Source organism: Blautia sp. HCP3S3_B11 (genome assembly GCF_052064435.1).
In the GTDB taxonomy this organism is placed as follows: domain Bacteria; phylum Bacillota; class Clostridia; order Lachnospirales; family Lachnospiraceae; genus Blautia_A.
Map to the genome: position 1 here is coordinate 63,324 of NZ_JBQHVP010000018.1, position 18,676 is coordinate 81,999.

Consider the following 18,676-nt stretch of genomic DNA (forward strand, 5'->3'; position numbering starts at 1 on the left):
CAGAGGGATGCTCATCACACCGCCGTGCATCGCATACATACATTTTTTGTTTTCCTGTTTCAAAAGTGAAAAGTACTGTCACACTGTCACAAAACCTCGAAAAGCCTTGAAATATCGAGGTTTTTCGTGTGACAGTACTTGATGGGCATCGTCACGTGACTATCACAGCTGTCACATCAGGTAAGAAAATCCGAAGAATCATAGCCGTATGCCTTGCTGTAATGCTCGCGAGCGTTGTGGGACAGGGTGTAATCCAGATAAAAACTTCCGTTCCTCGTATGAGTAATCAGATCGGTATGCTCCTTACCAAGGTGGTCGGCTATAGCGTTTCGGAACTCCCTGGCTGTTTTGGCATAGCCGTTGTTGTTATCCTGACACCAAGCCCTATAGACATCGTAGATTTTCCCGGTAGTGCAATTATCGGTAATCTTCCGATTTTCGCGCTCCACCACGCACTCGTTCCAGAATGCCAGGGCGGTATTCGTTTCTTCCAGATATGCCTTTCTTGCTGCGATGACTTTTTCCGGCTCGGTAAAGCGGTAGCCGTTTGCGATGACTTTTTTCAGAGCCATAACTGCCTTGAATACGATGCCGTCCCGCTCGGCAATCATCTTTTCGAGTAGTTGTGAATCCTGCTCCTCAAGCGGTATTACGTTGGGGCAGTTCAGAACCATGATGCGGTCGAACACCCATCTGCCGTCATCCCCACCGAATTTCGGTAAGCGGTTCATGCAGAACCACAGAAATCCGTCATAACGGTAGGTGAAGAGCGGCATCCCTTTGAACTCAGCCATAACATGATCACCGCCTGTCAGGCTCTTGAAGGTCTTCAGTTCGCCCACAGACATGAAGCTCATGTCCGCACTTCCGGCAAGCCTTGTTCCGTAGACTGCACCTGTTCCGAACCGGGCTTCGATTTCCCGAAGGTCGATACCGATATAGTTCTTGGCACCAAGGATGCACTCTACCAGGCTCTTTAACTGGGATTTGCCTGTGTTCCCGTCACCCACAAAAAATGCGGATTTCTTCATACGGAAACACTTCACATTGGAAATGACTGCTCCGACGATCTCGATGCAGAGATTTATCATCTCCGAGTCACTATCCATAAGCCTTGCGAGGTACCGGTCAAAAACGGGTGTCGGCATCGGGTCTCCGTGCCATTCACAGGGCAGCTGAATGGTGGAATACACATCCGGGCTATGGGGCAGAAGCTTCATATCCTTCAGCCGGAGTAATCCGTTCTGGAAGTTGATGATCCCTTCATCGGCATTCAGTTCATCCTGCTTGACATAATTGAGATCGGTGGTAATAATGCCCGCCGCACCATACACAGCACTCATCTGAAGCAGAGAGAAGTCATATTCCTCGATGTACCCCTTGATAACGGCATGGAGCATATCCGATGCATAAAGGCGGTAGACTCCGTTCTCATATACATAGAGCCGAACAGATTCTTTGCCGTCATTACGGACGAGGATGTAGTGCAAATGCTCTTTGGTGTACTTGGCAAGAAGCGGAATGCTGATATGCGGTACGCCTTTTCCGTCAAAGACGATAAACTCCGGGGCTGGCATCACGCTGCGGTGGAACACACCGTTACAGACTTCGATACCCTTCTCGATAGTGCTTGTCCGATAATCCTCCCGCTCCCACTTGTCACGGTAGAGAGCAGAACCACGGAACAGCCTGTCGATGGTAACCGGGTCGGGTCCGACACGAAAGGCAATCAAAGCACACAGGGCACAGTCCGCACGAGATTGGTCTACTGTGCCGTCTGTATGGAGATATTCGCTCATGTCACCCTTGTCATATAGGGCAATGAACTTTTCACCGTTCTTGGCTTTGCGGAGGTCTGCAATGATATCGAAATCCGCATCCGCCTCGTGTGTGACCGGGGCAGATGTTCTTTTCTTTGATTTCTGGGTTGGCTTCTTCCTCCGCATATCCTTATCCAGGGTGGTGAGAAGAGCCTCCGTACAATCGCAGAGCGGAACAACCCGGATGGCATTCCCTGTGAATACGGCAAAACGGTTTGTAATGCCGCCGTAGTAGAGTTCCACATCGTTGGGGGCCTTCATATAGAACTCCCGACTGAGCCGTGTCTTTCCCTTGCTATCGATATAGGTCGGTATCCTGGATGTGTCGCATTTGCCGTAGATATGGATACCATTTCCACTCACGGAGTATTCCGCATAGGACGAGAACCGCTCAAGCATCATCTGCACAAACGGGTCATCCCTCGCCCGGTTATCGATATCCAAGAAGAAGTATCCAGGGGGCAAAACAAAACCGATGCCGTCATAGTGTTTTTCTTTGGCGGCTTTCTCAGCCTCCGCTTTTGTCACCCATGTACACCTATAAGATTCGTCCGTGCCTGTAGTGCATCCGCTTGCAGCGATTGGAACCTTGGTGCGTTTGCCTTTACGGGTACTGTAGTACCAACATACCCAGATTTTTTCGTTTTCCAGGGTTTTCATGGTGGCGCACCTCCTGTGGTATTCATTTTTCATCACTCCTTTCTGAAGGGCCTTGTTATCTTCCCTTCATCTCTTTACGGACAGCCTGAATCGTGTTTTTCCGTTTTTTCCAGCAGCTATGTAACCGAGAGATGAAGAAATTCCGATTGCCTTGTCCTTCCACCTGCTATGCAGCCCTAACTTCCCAAATTCCGAATTTCGGAGAAAAAAGTTGTAAATGTTTTATTCAAAGGCAATTGCTTTCGGTTGGTATCCGTTCCCTTCTGTCAGCTATGTATTGGAAATCCTCAAAAGTAAGAATTTTTTGGATTTCTTTACAAATCTATTTGAGGGAACCCCTTCCTTCCAACAACTATGTATTGGAAATGGAAGAAACGGACATTTTTCGGTGCTTTCAGAGAAATTTTTTCCTCCGTCTGATAGCCACGGGAGAAGCCGGAATCTTGCTCTCTTCATATCTTCTCTGGACAACTGCTACCCAGAATCACGGAAGAATTTGCAAGTTTGCTCCCCTTCTGACAGCTATATATTTGAAAGAGGAAAAAATCCCAATTTCGAGTTGCTTTTCTGAAAAAATCTTCAAAATATTCAGAAGCACTTTGCAACTTAAGGAATCCATTTCCTTCTGTCAGCTATGTAGCCAAAAACTCTGATTTTCCGAATTTCGCACAAGTTTTTGTAAAAAGAGCAAAAAAATCCCCTCAACCAAGAAATCCCAGGTGAGGGGTTGTGCTGTGTTCGCTATTTACTTTTTATTACGGAATGCGGAATTGCCGTCGAAGTTCTTCAGCAGCACTCTCCGTGTGTCCTATTCATCCCCGATAAATCCCAATCAGAGCAGTAGTTTACCGCGTCGAGCAAATCAAACATGATTGCGCCCCACCCGGTGGATGATTCCAAGGATTTCTTCCTGCTCGGCTTTCGCTACCCCGATGCTGTTAAGTGCTTCCCGCACACCGCAGTCCGGGCATATCAGGGTTTGGTTGTCGACCCGCGAAAGCACTGGGGGCTCGTGATACTCCCTGCCGCACACCGGGCAGGTTCGGTTCATGATTTCCTCTGTCTTCATATCGTCGCCGCCTCCTTGCTTTTCTTGATGGCTTTGATAAGGTAGGTCTCATCAAAGCCAAAATCCTGGTAGCCGATTCTACATACATCGATGTAGTAGGCGCTTGGAATGCCGAAGGGTCTGTCCTCATGCATGATGTACACAAAGGTCTTCCGGCCTTCGGTAATTGGGATCTCCTTCTTGTAGTAGAATACCGGGAACCCCTCATAGCGGTCCAGGGCCTTTTCGTGCTGTTCGCTCACCTGCCAGATTCCCATCGGGACCTTACCGCCCTTCTTCTTCTCGATAGTGAGGTAGGAGCCTGTCTTGCTCCCCTTGAACAGCAACTCGTAGCCTTTCAGAATCATCTTTCCAACCGGAATCGCACCAGGGCAGCGCATCTGCATCTGCTTGATGCTGAGGTTGCTGCCATACACCAAATAATACTTCATATCCTTTTGTCTCCTTTCTAAGGGCACACTTCCTTACCCTTCTACCACCTAAAGGCTCGAACCCGGGCCAGGTAGGAGGATAAGGCACTATGTCCTTATCTTGCGGTTCTGAAGGCTGCGTCGCCGCGCAGTCTCTTGGTCAGAACCTCTCGTGCGGTCTTGAACTCGTCGCCAATGAATCCCAACCGAAGGAGCCAGGTGCGCATCGCGTACTTGGGGTTCTCGTGCTGCTGGGGCTTGGCGCTTGCGAACTTGACTTCCTTCGCCATCTGGCTGAGGGCCAGGCAAAGCTGAATGTAGCTCTTGAGTTGCCCTGCGTGGAGGCCGTTGAGTTTTCCATCGGCTGGTGCATCAAACTGGAACAATCTGAACTCGACCGTCCCCTTGGTAAAGGTCGCGTGGTAATTCAACATTCTGTACCGAGATGAATTGTAGTGATAGCTTCTGCCGTATTCCGCGTCCTGGGTGGTGTACCAGATGTCCGCGAACCCTGCCACGGTGTCGGGCTTCTTCTTGTTGAGGACCTCCAGGAACTTGGGGTCAACCGTTTTGCAGTACCGGTTCATTCTTCCGTGATCCAAATCCAGGGCTTCGGCAATCAGGCTCTCGTGGCTTGCCATGATGTTGGCCAGGTTTCTGAGGGTCTGCGGGGTGTGGCCCTTTGCTCCGATGTGAATATGCACTCCACAACCCCGTGTGGCATCACTTCGAGCTCCGGCTCTGCGGAGGATTCTGACCAGCTCCTGCAAGGTTTCTATGTCCTCGTAGGTGAGGATGGGAGTGACCATCTCGCATTTCTGGGAATCCGGTCCGGCGATTGACACATCCTTCTGGAATTTAAACTCTCTGCCGTCCGCCATCCAGGCGCTCCAGGTGCAGTAGCCGTTCCGTCTGGCGGTGTCCTCGTATCTGCCGGTTCCGAAGAACTCTGCGGCAAGCTTCGCTGCTTCTCTGCGGGTGAGGTTGTTCATCTCAATTTCTACCCCAAAGGTCTGGGTCTTGGCGTTTTCCATGTTCATCATTTTGATTATCTCCTTCGCTTTTGCGCTGTGTATTCCCTTTCGGTGTGTGTATATTCGCTCTTTTCAGGAGATATATCAAGTCATTTCGGTAACATATACTACACAAGATATTGTGCCTGTTCTTGTGTATATCATGGCGTTTCTACTGCATATAGTTTCTTAAAGCCGTCGGAACCGGTCCACCTCGGGGATCAGGGCCAGGCAGCTTCCAGTCTCCCACTTCATGTGAATCTGTCCAGCGTCATCGATGAAATCGACCTCACCTACCGTTCCCATTGGAACACCATGTGGGTCCTCCATGGAAATCAGCTTCAGTCGGGTTCCCTTCGGGTACCGCTCCACCTGTTTCTGCATTACTCCAAACATGCTGCATCCTCCTCGCTGCGATTCTCGTCCTCCTTTTTCCCTTCCTGCTTTGCCCTGTACTTATCGGCGGCTTCCTGAGTGTGGAAGGCGCTGCTCCCCTCAAAGTTTTTTAGGAGCGTCTTGCAGGTCTGCTTGTACTCCGCACCGATGAATCCCAATCGGAGCAGGAAACACCGGAAGGCGTACTTCTCATTCTCCACCGTCCGCTCCTTCGCGGTAATCCGCTTGCTGTTCTTCGCCATCTCCACAAGGGCGGTAATCAGCTGTGTGTAAGCGGTGACTTCCTCCGGGCTGCTGGAAATGTGGAACCAAAGGAAACGAATCTTACCATCGGTTATCTTGTAGACAATTGTATCCGTCCCCAGTGCCTTCCGCAGTAGATTTCCTTTGCTTTCAATGAGGCGGTCAAGATTCACACGGGCAGCATCCGGCAGGGCTTCATCCGGCAACTCAATGCAAAAACCGTAGGTGTCGGCTTCCGCTTCTCCACATGTGTTTTCTTCGGCAGATGCGTCTGGTTCGGCTTTTACCTCCGGCTGCGTTTCTTCGGTCACAGCAGTATCAATCACGATTGCATAATCCCATCCTCTGGCGGTCAGTGCTCGCAAAAGGACCTCCGCATCATCATCCGCTTCCCAGGTGAGTGTGCCGTCCTTGGCGATGGTGTAACCACCAACTCGGTAGGCGCAGGTCGGCATCCTCATGTATTCTGCCTTTTCGCCCAGGATTTCACTGATGTCCTTCACCAGTTCCTTTCGGCTTCTTTCTGCCAACTCGAAGCTGACTGGCTGATTCTGCGCTAAGGCTTGGCAGAATTCCTCAAATCCCATGTGACTATTCTGCTTCATCATCTCGCTTGCTGCGTTCAGTTCTTCTCTCGTCCAATCTCTGCTCATCTGCAAAATCTCCCATTTTGTTTTGGTAGGTGTATATTCTCTCTGACAGCAGAAAATAGCAAGTTGATTTCAACACATAATTGCCACAAAAATGTGTATCACAGACTGTGCATAATTCTATCGGTTCTCAATGAGAAGCAGTACATCCTTCATGCCCGATTTGTACAGGTAATCCCAGCATAGTACCCATCGCCAGTTTATCGCACTCACATAGCGGTCAATTTGAACCCTCACCGCTTTGGAAAGGTTCAATTTCTGTATTTCCTCTTCGTATTTATTGATCTCGTCCAATGCTTCCCGGTACTGCTGATTCTGTGTCCTCAATTCCTTTTCCAACTCATCGGTTCTTGTTTCCATGAAAAAATCCAGAAGACGGCCTGCTGCTCCTTCTTCTGGATTCATGATTTCTTTCTTCAATTTTGCAAGCATATTTCCGTAGGAAAACATCATGGACTGCCCCATATAGAAATGATATTCTCTCTCTATCATTTCCACTCTATCTTCCAGTTCGAAATATGTGTGTAATATCTCATGTTCTTTTGCTGTCAGCGTAACCCCATCCTCCGTCTCAAACACGGCATGTACATTCGGATACTGCTCCAGCAATTCCATTATTCTCTGTTTTGCGTTACGATACTCTGCGTGGTGTCCTCTCAAATACTCACACACCTTCCGATCTACTGTTTCGTCAAGTGTACATTCCATCCAGTATGAATCCTGTTTATTTACCATAATTAATCCCTCTTTTCTGCCTAATAGCCTTTGTCAGTTATAGAACTATATCACTTTTGGGGAAAATAGCAATTCATCAGATGTACTGAAAAATAGGGGGAGGATATTGGTGACTTTACGCATCAAAAAACTTCACCAGACCGCACAACTATCGTATACACATAACGACAGCCAGTCAGTTCGAGTATGTAATATCACCAAAGTTATGCTCTACTTTTTGCGTGATGTAGGACTATTTCTACGACTCATGCTGACAATAGTCCTATTGTCTCAACAGTGAAAAAAGTAGTTTATTGTCTCAACCCTATCAAAACCCAGACTACAGGACTATCGTCAAAACAAAAAGAAAAGGGATTCCGGGAAACTGCTAATGTCAGCAAATCTCTCGGAATCCCTTATTTTAAGCCTATTTCTGTACTTTATTCCTTGTTTCGTGACAGAAGAACAACCGTCTCAACATGGCACAAGACAATGAGATTTTATCCATAGTACACAGGCATGAATCAACCTGCCTATGTATGAGGAAACATATTAGACTTTATAAGCTCGCGGCCCCTCAGGCTTTTGGAACCTACGCCGCTGCCTTTGCAATTAATATTTCTTTCTATATTCACCTAAACAAGTACCCTCTTTGGTTTTCCATGCAAGGTTTCCATTCACATTTGCCATCATGAGGAAACTGGCTGCTGCAGAAGCTGAATGAAATATTACATTCTCAGTCAATACAGCATTCTGTATTTTATTGGAGTATTCTTCTCTAAGACGAAGGATGTGCTCCGGGCATGTGGAACTGGCGCTTTTTTGTGATACACAGCTTCCTGCCAAAAGCATAAAGCCACTCTTACCACTACGAACACCGATACCATCACAACCGCGGCCTTTCATATAGAAGTGCGTATCCACTGTATCACCAAAGTAGTCCTTCGCGATTCTATATAGCTGTTCTTCAATTCTTGCAAAGTCCCCGCTTAAATCCAGTGTTTTGACACTGATCTTATTGCCGCTCATGGTGTAATCATCCTTCTTAATCTTCACCCAGTACATCTTGGCATCCCCTGAGGAATTTGCTTGATTAACAAACCCATACCAGTATCCGTCATGCCCGTCCAGAAAATCTCCATAAGGTGTATAGCTTCCAATAAACTTAAAAGTACTGCAGGGAATCACCTTCTCTTCCAGCAGGTCATTCGTGGTATCGTTCAGTCTGTCATTCAGCCCCAGTGTAAACACCGGAAGCCTTCTCTTATGGATAATCACAGAGCTGTCCTGGAACCGCATACTGATCAGGATATTGTTCTCAAAATCCACCTCCACCGCACTGAACAGCTCTGCAAGCTCCTCCACGGTCTGTGTTTCCAGTCTGGTCTCCATAATCTGGTAAAATGCAGCCTTGGAATTCTCCATACTGCCATAAGCAGCCACACCGCCCTGCTTGGAAGTCAGTGCCACCGCTGCAATGGTTCCATTCCCCTGGCTTGGTGTAAACTCCCACACAAACCGGTAACCGTTATCAAGTGGCTTACTCTCTGTCAGATTCATACTTCCCCTTGCCACGTCTGCAGTGGCATTGACATCGTTGGAGGCATATGCCACCGGAAGCTTATTTGTGGATGGATAAATATTGTCCGCATCCGCTGTCAAAGCTTCCGAATAAAGCAGTATGCCCCCAATCATGTTAGGGCAGATGGGAATCAGATTATCATTCCAGAGCAAATGCGTATCGTACTCCCCGGCCACAGAATAAAAAATACCCATAGGATTCAATCCCAGGATATGATTTACTGCATTCGTCACCATATTTTCTTCTTGAACTCTTTCCACCACTTCCCCGGTGGCATCATCGATCATCTCGATGACCATATTTCCTTTCAGCTTCATCCTTACCTACCTTTCCACCGGCATCGCAAATGCACCGATTCCAAAATCTTCCATGAACCACATCACTGTAGGTTCTCTTCACAAGCTCATCAATCTTCCAGGTGATATTCTCATCAACAGCAGCCATCTGAAGCACACCACCGAGTTTCACCTTCTTAATGGTTTCCGTAAGTTTGATCTCTCCATCCCAGGATTCACCGGCACCCATTGACTGACCCATAATCGCGGCAAGACAATCTCCGGTATCCACCGTAACCGTTCCACCTGTTGCTCTGGCATATACATTAAAAATGTTTCTGTAATTCGCCACCAGATTCTCAATCGTGTAATACAGCATGATGGAATGCTTCCCGGAATGCCAGGTCTCCTCCGGCTGATGAATCTCGATGATGTTATCATTGAACTCAAAGGTAAAATGAACCACCACCTGACCGTCTTCCTTCCAGACCACAGGCAGCTCCACAGATAATGTCTGTTCTTTTGTATTGCCAATCACAACAGGTTCTTCTGTTGCAACAGCACTATCTGAACCTCCACCGGTTTCATCCACAACATCAGTCCCCGCAGCACCGCTACCAGTTGTTCCGCTACCAGTTGTTCCGCTATCCGTAGTTTCCTCATTACCTGCAGTACCCTCTGCCAAAACTTCTTCCACTTCCACCGAAGGAATCAGCACATCCCCTCTTGCAACCACATACCTTTCCACCTGGTCTGCATTCACTCCCACAATCACAGATCCAAAGAACTGCGCCATAACCGCTTCATTCGGTGCAAACTCGATGGAAATAATCTTCACATCACTCTCGCCTACCGTAAAAGAACTGGCATTGGTAAAGGTATGAATACCAATCTTGCCAGCTTCCTTATTGTCTATGATCTGGTTCAGCAAACCGCTGATGTTCTTATCATTCTTTGACTTAGCATGTGCCAGTCTCGGATTCTTACCAACACCTTTCAGTGTATGCTTCCCGCCTATCTTACACTGCATGGAAGTAATGGCGGATATCCTGTTTTCGTCTGCCTGTCCTCCCTTGAACCGGATCACATCTCCTAAATCCAGGGCAGGATTTCCTGTTGTTTCCGAATCAAAAGGCACATAATCCACAACTGACAAATCATTCAGGATATTCATACACAGCTGCTCTCTGGTTTCCTTAAGACCAAACTGTAACAGAGGATTCACACCAAGATTCATTGTCAGCCCGTCATCCGGATCCAGATGATAATACTCTGCCATTTCCGTTTTCATGTTGGTGGAAGAAACCGCCGTATATCTTGTGATGAAATCAGAAAAGCTGCTGGTAAAGCGGTGCTTCGTTTCCAGTTCCATCACCGGCTCATTGCCATACTTCCTCAGCTCCAGCTTACCCTCTCGGTTGATACAGAAAAACCCACCAAGAACCTGCCCCACATAATAGAGCACATCCCGGTAGGTCTCAATATCATTTTCTGTATAAATGGAAAGCAGCTCGGTTCCATTTGGCATCGCCTCGTATTCTTCCTGACTCTGTGCCATCTCCACCTTACAGGCCTTGCAGCACAGGCTCACAAAATCATACACCGTGCCGATGGTTTCAAAGCCATTGAAGCTCTTATCAAACCGGAGCATGTAATCATAGGCTTTGAGCTCCAAAGTCTTGATATTTCGATTAGCCTCCGACACCTCAAAGATTCCCATTGGTACCTCTTCATAAGAGCCATCCGACAGTCTTAGATGATAGAACAATTCCACCAGAGCATCTTCCAAAGTATATCTGTCAATGTCAGATAAAAGTGTAATCCCCATCTCCGCTGCATACACCGTACCAAGTTCAATCTCAGTAGAACCGCAGCACTGACTGGAAAAATAACCACTTCCCTTTACGATATCATCAGCTCCGAACTCATACGAGGCACCTTTCGTTGTCGTTATCCTTCCTGTCCAATAATATCTTCTTGTGTTCTCCTGCACCGCCTGCAGGAATTCCTCACTCACCGGATACAAAAGATCACCTTCCTTCCCACGAAAAAAGCACCAGCCAACTTAATGACTGATGCCTCATACCTTATTTTCTAAATTTCAATTTTCATTGCTATCTATACTTCTTCCGAATATAGAATACCGAAATTACTAAAACGATAGGAAAACCTATTCCCGCTAGTACTCCTGCCTGCAAATCATTAGCAGCTTTTTGAGACACATTTCCAATAATAGCCGGTCCCATAGCTCCGCCTAAATCTCCTGCAAGTGCAAGAAGTGCAAACATTGCTGTACCTCCAGTTGGAAGGATCTGTGATGAAATACTAATAGAACCAGGCCACATGATACCTACTGAAAAACCACACAAGGCACATCCTATTAATCCTACTATCGGAATACCAGCTAATCCGGCAACCAAATAACACACAAGGCACATCACACCTGATGCCATCATAAAAATCGTCAAATCAACTTTTTCGCCGAATTTTCCATAAAGTAGTCTGCTAATTCCCATGCATACCGCAAAGCCACAAGGTCCTGCTAAATCACCAAATGTCTTGGAAACATGTAATGCTGATTCAGCAAATGCAGATGCCCATTGGCCCATTGCTATTTCAGAAGAACCAGCACAAATCATAAGAACAATAAAAATCCAGAATGCTTTTGTTTTGAAAAGCTCCAGCATTGTCATGCTCTTGCCTTCTTCAACCAATGGTTCTATCTGACAGGTTGCAAAATTATAAATGTTATACAACGGTATAATGGACCAAATCAATGCCATTATTCTCCAGTTCTCTATACCAAAAACAGTAAAGAAAACCGTGGATAATAATACAACTCCAACCCATCCCCAGCAATAAAAGGAATGAAGCAGACTCATCATTGTATCTTTATTCTCAAATGGGCATGCCTCAACAATCGGACTAATCAGTACTTCCGTCAAGCCGCTTCCTATGGCGTATATAATGACGCATACAAGAATTCCATAAAAAGGCTCAGACAATAAATCCGGTAAAACAGCTAGGCCTACAAGTCCAAGTCCTGATGTAATCTCCGCTGCGATAACACATGAGCGGTATCCCAGTTTGTCTACTATCCCAGCACATAAGAAATCAACTATCAACTGAATAACAAAGAAACATGTTGATATTAGTGCAAGCATGCCAAAGGATATATTATAGGCATCATGAAAAGTTATAAACAACAGCGGCACAAAATTCGCACATATAGCCTGCGTTACAAATCCCAAATAACATGCAAGTTGTGTCTTTTTGTAATTCTTCTTTACTTCCATTTTTATTCGCCAGCTCTAATATTTTTTACAGTTTTGCTTTCTATAGAAAGATTCTCATAAATTCTGTCTCCTCCCTGACCTGTAGGAGCCTGAGCAAGTAAACCTACCTTTACTGATTCAGCGTCTCTCATTAAGAAATATCTTGTCATATGGAAGTGTTCTCCGTCTAGCGAATAATGGAACGAGAATGCTCTGCCTACACGACAAACTCTAAGATATGCAAAGTTTTGTCCTTCGATATCGCATCCATTTGCATCATCAGATTCTCCATTCTTGGTTACAACACTTACAGCAGCATGTGTACCAAAGTCCGTAAGTTCAAAACAGCATTTCGCCCAGTTTTCCATATCCTGCATAATCATGACAGAAGCAGAATCGTAAGTTTCCTTAAAATCATGAGATACCTTTACATTAAGAACGAAATCACCCTTAACCTCTGTATAAAAATATGGAGCATTGCAAAGTGACTCAGGAAGAATTCCTTCTTCACTTGTTGTACTTCCTCCGCAGAAGAAATCTGTCAAAGCAGGTGCTTTTATCACAACCTTATTCTCTTCGATTTTTATCTCACCTTCATTAATCCAATTAAAATTATCAAACATCATCCACTTTCTCCTTTGATTTTTATTTATTGCTAATGCAACTATTGTAATTATATCGCAATTATTATATTATGGAAGTAATAAAATCATCATATATTGTAACTATATCACCACAAGGAGTTGTTATGGCACTTTCATCATGTATATCTTTATCAAATCAGACATCACCATTCAATATAAATGAAACCGGAACTCACGGAACACTTGAATTTCCTGTCGCTATTTACAGAGATGATGTTACCGAAAACTTTGTCAACTGGCACTGGCATACAGAAATTGAAATAGGATATATCGAAGAAGGGACTGTTTTATTAGAAAGCGGCAATCGAAAATATACGCTAACTAAAGGAGACTTATTTTTCATAAACACAAATGTTTTGCATGCTATGAGAAATCAGACTCCCACTCATTCCTCAGTGTTTAGATCTATTGCATTTGACAGTTCTGTAATAAGCAGCAATACTGACAGCATCTATTACAAAAGATATTTGCATCCTATCATTCACAGTACAAATTTCAGGGACTTTATCTGGAAATCGGATGCAGATTTCTTTCCCAAATTAGAACATATTATAAGAAATACCTGGGAAATTATACGTCACGAGCCAGAGGATTATGAAATAAGCGTTAGAAATTTATTATCTGACTACTTTGCTGTACTAAGCCATGTCCATCAAGCAGATTCCGTCTCATCCAGTTCAGTAAATCTTCTATTGGAAGATCGAGTTCAAATAATTCTAAATTATATCCATGCCAACTATTCAAAAAACATAACCTTGGATGACTTGGCAATGGTTGCGAATGTTAGTAAAAGTGAAGTGCTTAGGTGTTTTAAGTCAATTGTCAACATTTCACCAATAAAGTATCTTAAAAATTTCAGACTGCAAAACGCAGCATACATGCTTAAGAACAGCTCTTATTCCATTCAAACCATTTATGAACTATGCGGATTTGACAGCAATAGTTATTTCTCTAAATCATTCAAAGAAATATATCTCTGCTCTCCTCGTGAATACCGAAATCGTTAATGAAAAAGATGCGCAAGTTTATAGCCTGTGCATCTTTTAAAATTCATAAAATCGAAATTTCTTCTGTCTATCATTATATCGACACAAGCACATTTAGTCATTATAAACCTACAGTTCTCTCAACGTGAAACTTACAACCCATAGCCCTTTATAAGAAGTATCCTTCTTAAGTTTTGCCTTAAACCCGTCCACATACATTTCCGTCTGCTTCTGGCTCACGGTTTCCGGGTCAAAGAACTTCACCCGAATCTTTTCCTGTTGTTTATACCCGGTAAGGAGCCTCAGCCACTTCTGGGTGACAGAAAAAGAAACAGAAATATTCACAACACCAGCCCTCACCACATCTCTCTGAACAGTTCCAGCTTCGGTCTCACCACCGCTGTCTGCTTCCTTATCCGACATCTCCACTTCATAACTGTCCGGCAGGGGAATATCCACGCCGTCAAAATTCAAATACTGAAAAAATGCCATCGTTTACCTTCCTCCGCTTCTAAGATTTGCCCTCTGCTGGGCATTTACAATTACCTCATCCAGCATCGTACCTCCCAGATAAACCGGGATCACTATATCACCGCTGTTTCCATTCACACCGGAAAGACCTTCCCTGATTGCACTGACAAGAGAACTTAGATCAGCTCCCGATACAGAATTGCCTCCACCAGCCGCAGCCATCTGCTCCATTCGTACCTGGGGATTGATGACCATATCCGCAGCAAGGCCGCTTACTGCATCCTTCACCATGCCCTTACTCTTCTCAATTCCATCTGCCAGCCCTTTCATAAAGTCCGGCATCCAGCTCTCGAAATCCGTCAGAGGTCCCACATCCGGGACCGAGAAATGCAGGTAAGACCGGATTGTAGATGCCACACCGGAAACTGCATTGACCACGTTCCCGATACAAGCCCTGATACCATTCACAATCCCATTGATGATATCCGCGCCCCACTGGAACGCACTGGCAGCCAGCCCTTTGATAAAACTGACCGCATTTCCAAACCCGCTCTGGATCGTGCTGTAAATACCGGAAACCGTCGTTCTGATTCCACTCCACATAGCAGCAAATGCACCACTCACAGCAGATTTTATGGAACTCAGTACAGAATTAATCGTGGACTTGATGCTGTTCCAGGCAGTCGTAACCGTCCCTTTGATCCTACTTGTCACAGACGTAACCACAGTTTTGATACCATTCCAGACAGTGGAAAATGCAGTTCTGATCGCACTCAGCACTGCCATGATCACACCTTTGATTGCATTCCAGGACGAACTCAAAAAAGAACGGATCCCCGTCACCACAGTCGAAATCATAGTCTGTATACCATTCCAGGTAGTCCTGATAAACGAAGAAATGGCACTCCACACAGCCACTGCAGCTGCTTTGATCCCATTCCAGGCTGCATTCAGAAAAGAAGCAATCCCATTCACCACCGTATGGACCGTATTCTGGATCCCACTCCAAATCCCACTGAAGAAAGATGCAATCCCGTTCCAGACAGTCCGAATAACATTCCGGATACCTTCCCACGCACTCTTCAGGAAATCCCCAATCGCTTTTCCGGCAGCTACCGCCACCTGCCTGATATTTTCCCACAGGTCGATCCAAAACTGCCGGAACTTCTCATTCGTATTCCATAGATAAATAAAGGCAGCCGCCAATGCTGCAATCGCAGTGATCACAAGTGCGATCGGGTTTGCCATCAATACAGCACTAAATGCGGAAAAAGCAGTCTTTGCAATGTTGATCGCAGCCGCCATCTTTGGCATCAAAGTCATGATCGTACCAATGGCGGAGATCACTTTTCCAACTATGATCAGTACCGGTCCCAGTGCCGCCGCAGCCAGTGCGATCACCACAATGACCTTCTTCACCCCTTCCGGAAGGGAATTCAGAAACCCGACCAGTCCCTGCAGCCACTGCACGATCTCTTTCAGAGCAGGGATCAGCAGTTCCCCAACCGAAATCGCCAGTTCTTCCAATGCAGATTTCAAAATGGTAAGCTGCCCTTCCAGGTTATCATTCATGGTATCCGCCATCTTCTTTGCGCTGCCGTCGCAATGGTCGATCGCCCCGACAAGTTTCTTCACATCCGCTTCCCCGGTATTCATAAGCGCCAGAAAACCAGACATGGCATTCTTGCCAACCAGCGTCTCTGCCGCTGCCGCTTTCTCTGATTCTGTCAGTCCAGCAAATGCCACACGACAGTCAGACAGAATTTCTGATAAACCTCTCATGGATCCATCCGCATTGGCAGTCGCTATCGTAATCTCTCCAATATTCGCACCACAGATTTTCACATCACCGGACAGATTCGACATGATCGTCCTCAGAGAAGTGCCTGCCTGAGAACCTTTAATACCTGCATTGGCCATAAGTCCAATGGCTTCTGCAGTATCTTCCACAGAAAATCCCAATGCACCGGCAATGGGAGCCGCATACTTAAAGGTCTCCCCCATCATGGAGACATTGGTGTTCGCATTGGAAGAAGCCGCCGCAAGCACATCTGCAAAATGCCCGGAATCTTTTGCAGTCAGACCAAAAGCTGTCAAAGCATCCGTTACAATATCCGAAGTCGTCCCCAGACTCTCCCCGGATGCTGCTGCAAGGTTCATAACACCTTCCAGACCATCCAGCATATCCTCCGTCTTCCAGCCTGCCATAGCCATGTAATTCATAGCTTCCGCAGCTTCAGTCGCAGAAAACTTCGTCTTTGATCCCATTTCCCTTGCCTTAGCCGACAGAGCATCCAGATCCGATCCTGTTGCTCCGGAGACCGCCGCCACCCTGCTCATAGCAGACTCAAAATCAGCCGCAGTCTTTACAGAAGCAGTTCCCAGCGCAGTTACTGTAGCCGTCACCGGAAGCAGCTTCTTACCGGCTGACTCGATATTCCCGCCAACATTTTTCAGGTTCTCACCAGTGGCAGAGATCTTCTGCAATGCCGTAGCCGACTGATTGGCCTGCTCTTCCAGACGTTTTAATTCATTTTCAGTTTCAATGATCTCCCTTTGCAGAGCATCATACTGTCCCTGTGAAATCTCTCCATTGGCCAGAGCTGTATTCGCCTGCTCCGCTGCTGCCTTCAACGTCTCCAGCTTTTCCTTTGTCTCCGAAACCGCCTGCCCCAAAAGCTTATGCTTCTGCGCCAGCAGCTCCGTATTTCCCGGATCCAGCTTCAGGAGCTTTTCCACATCCTTAAGCTCCCTCTGCGTATTCCTGATCTCTGTATTCACACCCTTAAGGGCTGTCTGTAGCTTGGTGGTATCGCCGCCAATTTCTATTGTGATACCCTTAATTCTAACCAACTTTTCTCATGGCCGGGGTTTTGTTCATTTTCCCGGTTTCCTCCTTTCCCACCAGATTCCAGCAGACAAGGCCAAAGAGCAGGTGTGCCCTTTGGCAGTCCTTAATTATGCTGTATTTTTGCTGTCAAGGTCGGATAGTATTTTGCTCTGCAAAATCTCCACCCTCCCCCTGACAGCGGATAATTTTGAACAAAAACCCAAAAGCCGCATAAATATAAGTAAAAACGGCTTGTGTAGTTTTGTTCGCAAAAAACTGGTTATTTGATCTGATTAGCCGCCATACCGCGCCTCCCTCCTCAAAATTGCTAACAAAAAGAGCCGACCTATCGACTCCATGTAAAAATGGCACCGGATATTTCACCGATGCCACTAAAAATCATATCCATTTACCTCGACAAACGAAAGTTTATGCTCTGTTCTTTTCACCCCAAATACATAATTGATCCAAAACCTCCATAAGTGATTTACCACGGTCACTAAGACTATATTCAACTTTTGGAGGAATCTGGGGATATTCTTTTCTAATAATAAGTCTATCCGTTTCCAATTCTTTCAAATTGTTACTAAGTGTTTTATCCGACACATTTTTCAAATAACGCTTTAATTCATTGAACCTCACAACTTCAAATTCCATTAGGCAGTACAATATAACCATCTTGTGTTTGCCGGATATAAGTGAAAGAGTATAACTGAATCCTGTATCTTCAAAATTTGCGTTTTCAATATAATTCTTAATCATTTTACACTTTCCTTAATAATAGTACCTGTATTCAAAGACAGTACTTGTTATTTTTTCTGTACCCACTATAATTATATATACAGATAACCTTTCTGTCAAACCAATAATATAAGCGAGGTATTTTTTATGAGAAAGAAACTTAATATAACAGAAGGCATTTTCCCTATGCCGGTTTTAATGATTGCAACATACAACGAAGATAACAGCGTGAATGTTATGAACGCCGCATGGGGAACTATGCAAGCACGCAACACCGTAGCTTTGCAGCTTACCGAAACTCATAAAACAGTAAAGAATATCAAAGCAAGAAAGGCGTTTACACTCAGTATTGCTGACGCCGCTCATGTTGTTCAAGCTGACTATTTTGGGGTTACATCAGGAAACAAAATATCAAACAAATTTGAAAAAAGTGGTCTCACCGCAAACAAATCCGAAATCGTAGATGCACCTGTTATCAATGAATTCCCTCTTTGCTTGGAATGCGAATTTATTGAATATCAGGACAATGAATATGGCGTTGGTGTCATCGGAAAAGTGGTAAATGTAACAGCAGACGAAAAGGTGATGATTGATGGCAAACTCGATATGTCTTTGGTAAATGCCATCGCTTTTGACCCATATACACACGGTTACTATCTAGTAAGCAAAAGAGTGGGTGAAGCCTTCAAAGACGGTTTACAACTCAAATAATGTTTTTCTAAAATAGAGTTCTCTCGAAAAAGAGAACTCTATTTGTTCTTTACATATCCTTCTATACTAATCAATTTCCTTCAACAAATTGGAAGTGAACAAAATCGCTGCGCGATGGCCTGCCAAGGCTGTGGCGCAGTTTTCTACTTTTTCTAAAATAGGCAGTGACAGGATTGTCCCAAGATA

General features: G+C 45.4%; 16 protein-coding genes. 2 read left to right on the plus strand and 14 right to left on the minus strand.

Annotated features, from left to right (window positions below; genetic code table 11):
- Positions 1–176 precede the first annotated feature (176 nt).
- From ACTNC0_RS14215 to ACTNC0_RS14265, 11 genes are all read right to left on the minus strand, one after another.
- Positions 177–2,480, minus strand: coding sequence for a phage/plasmid primase, P4 family (locus ACTNC0_RS14215; RefSeq protein ID WP_441087897.1), 2,304 nt, complete (start codon positions 2,478–2,480; stop codon positions 177–179).
- An 862-nt stretch (positions 2,481–3,342) separates the two neighbouring features.
- Entirely contained in the window at positions 3,343–3,549 is a 207-nt protein-coding gene (locus ACTNC0_RS14220; protein ID WP_441087898.1) for a hypothetical protein, read from the minus strand.
- Positions 3,546–3,980, minus strand: coding sequence for a gamma-glutamylcyclotransferase family protein (locus ACTNC0_RS14225; protein ID WP_441087899.1), 435 nt, complete (start codon positions 3,978–3,980; stop codon positions 3,546–3,548). The genes ACTNC0_RS14220 and ACTNC0_RS14225 overlap by 4 nt, the downstream gene beginning before the upstream one ends.
- A gap of 95 nt (positions 3,981–4,075) precedes the next feature.
- On the minus strand, positions 4,076–5,002 hold the full coding sequence (locus ACTNC0_RS14230) for an amidoligase family protein (RefSeq protein WP_441087900.1): 927 nt from the start codon (positions 5,000–5,002) through the stop codon (positions 4,076–4,078).
- A gap of 159 nt (positions 5,003–5,161) precedes the next feature.
- Positions 5,162–5,368 (minus strand): DUF4314 domain-containing protein, encoded by a 207-nt coding sequence (locus ACTNC0_RS14235; protein ID WP_441087901.1) that lies wholly within the window; start codon positions 5,366–5,368, stop codon positions 5,162–5,164.
- Entirely contained in the window at positions 5,356–6,264 is a 909-nt protein-coding gene (locus tag ACTNC0_RS14240) for a virulence protein (protein ID WP_441087902.1), read from the minus strand. Before ACTNC0_RS14240 ends, ACTNC0_RS14235 begins: the two co-directional genes overlap by 13 nt.
- 117 nt (positions 6,265–6,381) lie before the next feature.
- Positions 6,382–6,996, minus strand: a complete 615-nt coding sequence (locus tag ACTNC0_RS14245) for a DUF6664 family protein (protein WP_441087903.1) — start codon at positions 6,994–6,996, stop codon at positions 6,382–6,384.
- 591 nt (positions 6,997–7,587) lie between these two features.
- The gene (locus tag ACTNC0_RS14250; protein ID WP_441087904.1) at positions 7,588–8,874 is read right to left on the minus strand and encodes a hypothetical protein; all 1,287 of its coding nucleotides are present in this window, start codon (positions 8,872–8,874) and stop codon (positions 7,588–7,590) included.
- Positions 8,834–10,858, minus strand: coding sequence for a hypothetical protein (locus ACTNC0_RS14255; RefSeq protein ID WP_441087905.1), 2,025 nt, complete (start codon positions 10,856–10,858; stop codon positions 8,834–8,836). Before ACTNC0_RS14255 ends, ACTNC0_RS14250 begins: the two co-directional genes overlap by 41 nt.
- Before the next feature lie 88 nt (positions 10,859–10,946).
- On the minus strand, positions 10,947–12,128 hold the full coding sequence (locus ACTNC0_RS14260) for an MFS transporter (protein ID WP_441087906.1): 1,182 nt from the start codon (positions 12,126–12,128) through the stop codon (positions 10,947–10,949).
- Between the two features lie 2 nt (positions 12,129–12,130).
- Positions 12,131–12,733, minus strand: a complete 603-nt coding sequence (locus tag ACTNC0_RS14265) for a DUF1349 domain-containing protein (RefSeq protein ID WP_441087907.1) — start codon at positions 12,731–12,733, stop codon at positions 12,131–12,133.
- A gap of 122 nt (positions 12,734–12,855) precedes the next feature.
- On the opposite strand from ACTNC0_RS14265, the gene ACTNC0_RS14270 reads away from it, so the two are divergent.
- Positions 12,856–13,758, plus strand: a complete 903-nt coding sequence (locus ACTNC0_RS14270; protein ID WP_441087908.1) for an AraC family transcriptional regulator — start codon at positions 12,856–12,858, stop codon at positions 13,756–13,758.
- Between the two features lie 108 nt (positions 13,759–13,866).
- Here ACTNC0_RS14270 and ACTNC0_RS14275 read toward each other — a convergent pair whose 3' ends face one another.
- The 3 genes from ACTNC0_RS14275 to ACTNC0_RS14285 all read right to left on the minus strand — a co-directional run bounded on the left by ACTNC0_RS14275 (position 13,867) and on the right by ACTNC0_RS14285 (position 17,800).
- Positions 13,867–14,229 carry a hypothetical protein gene (locus ACTNC0_RS14275; protein ID WP_441087909.1) on the minus strand — a complete coding sequence of 121 codons (363 nt, stop codon included), beginning with the start codon at positions 14,227–14,229 and terminating at the stop codon, positions 13,867–13,869.
- A gap of 3 nt (positions 14,230–14,232) precedes the next feature.
- Positions 14,233–17,061: a phage tail tape measure protein gene (locus ACTNC0_RS14280; protein WP_441087911.1), complete on the minus strand. Its 2,829-nt coding sequence runs from the start codon at positions 17,059–17,061 to the stop codon at positions 14,233–14,235.
- Positions 17,062–17,467: 406 nt separating this feature from the next.
- A complete protein-coding gene (locus ACTNC0_RS14285) occupies positions 17,468–17,800 on the minus strand; it encodes a winged helix-turn-helix transcriptional regulator (RefSeq protein ID WP_441087912.1) in 333 nt (110 codons plus the stop codon).
- A gap of 126 nt (positions 17,801–17,926) precedes the next feature.
- Between ACTNC0_RS14285 and ACTNC0_RS14290 the strand changes: the two genes are divergently transcribed.
- Positions 17,927–18,490: a flavin reductase family protein gene (locus tag ACTNC0_RS14290; RefSeq protein ID WP_441087913.1), complete on the plus strand. Its 564-nt coding sequence runs from the start codon at positions 17,927–17,929 to the stop codon at positions 18,488–18,490.
- The last annotated feature ends 186 nt before the right edge of the window (positions 18,491–18,676 follow it).

Bases quoted from the DNA above. Each gene is read 5' to 3' on its own strand.
- ACTNC0_RS14285 (WP_441087912.1), bottom strand. From the start codon at position 17,800: ATGATTAAGAATTATATTGAAAACGCAAATTTTGAAGATACAGGATTC.
- ACTNC0_RS14260 (WP_441087906.1), bottom strand. From the start codon at position 12,128: ATGGAAGTAAAGAAGAATTACAAAAAGACACAACTTGCATGTTATTTG.
- ACTNC0_RS14215 (WP_441087897.1), bottom strand. From the start codon at position 2,480: ATGAAAACCCTGGAAAACGAAAAAATCTGGGTATGTTGGTACTACAGT.
- ACTNC0_RS14225 (WP_441087899.1), bottom strand. From the start codon at position 3,980: ATGAAGTATTATTTGGTGTATGGCAGCAACCTCAGCATCAAGCAGATG.
- ACTNC0_RS14275 (WP_441087909.1), bottom strand. From the start codon at position 14,229: ATGGCATTTTTTCAGTATTTGAATTTTGACGGCGTGGATATTCCCCTG.
- ACTNC0_RS14220 (WP_441087898.1), bottom strand. From the start codon at position 3,549: ATGAAGACAGAGGAAATCATGAACCGAACCTGCCCGGTGTGCGGCAGG.
- ACTNC0_RS14230 (WP_441087900.1), bottom strand. From the start codon at position 5,002: ATGATGAACATGGAAAACGCCAAGACCCAGACCTTTGGGGTAGAAATT.
- ACTNC0_RS14240 (WP_441087902.1), bottom strand. From the start codon at position 6,264: ATGAGCAGAGATTGGACGAGAGAAGAACTGAACGCAGCAAGCGAGATG.
- ACTNC0_RS14270 (WP_441087908.1), top strand. From the start codon at position 12,856: ATGGCACTTTCATCATGTATATCTTTATCAAATCAGACATCACCATTC.
- ACTNC0_RS14290 (WP_441087913.1), top strand. From the start codon at position 17,927: ATGAGAAAGAAACTTAATATAACAGAAGGCATTTTCCCTATGCCGGTT.
- ACTNC0_RS14235 (WP_441087901.1), bottom strand. From the start codon at position 5,368: ATGTTTGGAGTAATGCAGAAACAGGTGGAGCGGTACCCGAAGGGAACC.
- ACTNC0_RS14245 (WP_441087903.1), bottom strand. From the start codon at position 6,996: ATGGTAAATAAACAGGATTCATACTGGATGGAATGTACACTTGACGAA.
- ACTNC0_RS14250 (WP_441087904.1), bottom strand. From the start codon at position 8,874: ATGAAGCTGAAAGGAAATATGGTCATCGAGATGATCGATGATGCCACC.
- ACTNC0_RS14265 (WP_441087907.1), bottom strand. From the start codon at position 12,733: ATGATGTTTGATAATTTTAATTGGATTAATGAAGGTGAGATAAAAATC.